This window comes from Roseburia sp. 1XD42-69 (assembly GCF_003612565.1).
In the GTDB taxonomy this organism is placed as follows: Bacteria; Bacillota; Clostridia; order Lachnospirales; family Lachnospiraceae; genus Roseburia_B.
Genome location: NZ_RAZG01000178.1, coordinates 1 through 2,071 on the forward strand (window position 1 = coordinate 1; position 2,071 = coordinate 2,071).

At 52.4% G+C, this 2,071-nt stretch carries 2 protein-coding genes; both read left to right on the forward strand.

Going from position 1 to position 2,071, the window contains the following annotated elements; genetic code table 11:
* Positions 1-227: 227 nt before the first annotated feature.
* The gene (locus tag D7Y06_RS24840) at positions 228-749 is read left to right on the forward strand and encodes a DUF6431 domain-containing protein (protein ID WP_044989967.1); all 522 of its coding nucleotides are present in this window, start codon (positions 228-230) and stop codon (positions 747-749) included.
* A gap of 65 nt (positions 750-814) precedes the next feature.
* Positions 815-2,062 carry a DDE-type integrase/transposase/recombinase gene (locus D7Y06_RS24845; RefSeq protein WP_120410146.1) on the forward strand — a complete coding sequence of 416 codons (1,248 nt, stop codon included), beginning with the start codon at positions 815-817 and terminating at the stop codon, positions 2,060-2,062.
* Positions 2,063-2,071: the final 9 nt, after the last annotated feature.

The following is a 2,071-nucleotide window of genomic DNA, read 5'->3' on the forward strand; positions in this document are numbered from 1 at the left end:
TGTTATTCGTTAGTTTATCTGAACCAAAATCCCTTCTTTTTCTTCAAATTAAATAAGATACAGGATGCCTCAATCTGACGCATTTTCCGTCAGATTATTTTATCTCTGTATCTTCTATGTTATCATTCCTTTTGATACACGAAAAAAAGGCTGGAACCCCAACCGTCCAAAGTTTGTGTTCCAGCCCTCACCATACCACGGCGGATATATCCGCCATAGACAAAGTTATGATAACAATAATTACTGAAGAATGCAACGAAATTTCACAAAAGTTTTATGATAATGCCATGGATTCCATCCAGATATGTCAGCTGGAGTGCACCTGCGGCTGCTCCGGCTGCCTTGTGGGACACGGACAATATACCCGTTCCATCAAAACAGCACTTGGAAAGATCCCTCTATTGATCCGCCGGGTGCAGTGTGACATCTGCTGTACCACCCATGCCCTGCTCCCCTCCGGCATCGTCCCTTACTCCCAGGTTCCCCTGGCCGAACATGCCGCTATTGCAGCTTCCTTTGAGAACGGAGGCAGGGGCATGGAGGTGATGGAAGCAGACCCGGAGCTTTCTCCCAGCCAGGTTTTCTACATCCTCTCCCTCTACATCCGTTTCTGGCGCCAGCGCCTGCTGAGCGAGCGTCTGGAACTTTCCCCCGCACATGCCCTGACACAGCCCTGCCTGCGCCTCTTCGGCCGCCAGTTCATGCAGATAAAAAATACCAGAAATATCCTTTTTGTTCCACCTACATAACTTTGGGTGACTTCCCTGCCTGCCTCTTTTATTATGAGGAAAAAACTAAAGGAGGTTTTATACAAATGGAACAGGAATACAGACATGCTATCGCCCTGATGCGTTACTCGGCCATCGCACCGCTCATCCCAGGTCTGCCGGAAGGATATAAAAACCTGACAGACTATCTGAATGAGGCATCCCGCAAGGGGCTCGTGCATCCGGACGGGGAAGTGAAAAATTATGCGCCCAAAACTCTGTATAAATGGTATTCCAACTACAGGAAAGGGGGATTCGATGCCCTGATGCCTTCCGGACGCAGCGACTGCGGAAAACCCAGGAAGCTGGACGATGACCTGAGAGAGCGGATCGCATACCTGAAAGGCCGCTACCCCCGTATGAGTGCCGCCGCCATCTTCCGGCAGCTTAAGGAGGATGGCAGTATAAAAAACGGGGAGGTCTCGGAATCTACCGTGAACCGGTACGTGAACAGCCTCGCCCTGGAAGCGGAGGCTTTGCCCATGCAGGACATGCGCCGGTATGAACGTCCACACATCAATGAAGTCTGGTGCGGGGACTCCAGCGCCGGTCCATATCTGAAAACACCGGACGGCAGGAAGCGCAGGGTATATGTGATCGCCCTGATCGACGACTCCAGCCGACTCGTCACCGGGGCGGGCGTATTCTTTGAGGATACCTTTGCAAACCTGATGTCCGTCATGAAGGGAGCTGTGGCAAAGTACGGTGTCCCGCGGATGTTCAATTTCGATAATGGCAGCGCTTATAAGAACAAACAGATGGAACTGCTGGCAGCACGTATCGGCACCACCATCAACTACTGTAAACCCTACACTCCGACGGCGAAAGCCAAAGTAGAGCGGTGGTTCAGGACCATGAAGGATCAGTGGATGGCTTCCCTTGACATGCGGGACTTCCCTTCCCTTTATGCCCTGGGCGGCAGTCTCCTGGCCTACGTCCGCTCCTACAATCTTTCCCCCCACTCCTCCCTCAAAGGGAAATCCCCCCAGGAACGCTTCTTCTGTGAGCCGGGGATGGTACGCCGCCTTTCGGAAGAAAAACTAAGGACAGACTTCCTCCTGGAGTTTTCCCGCAGGGTGTCCGCCGACAGCGTGGTCTCCATCGGAAATGTGGAGTATGAAGTGGATATGCGTTTTGCCAGACAGAGAATAAGACTGCGCTGCTCACCGGATATGGAAGAAGTATACGTAGCACAGCCAGACGGGGGGCTGATCCCGGTGCGGCTCCTGAACAAGCAGGAGAACGCCTCTGTGAAGCGGGAGAAACTCCTGCTTTCCGAAAGGGGTGAGCAATGATGGACGTTT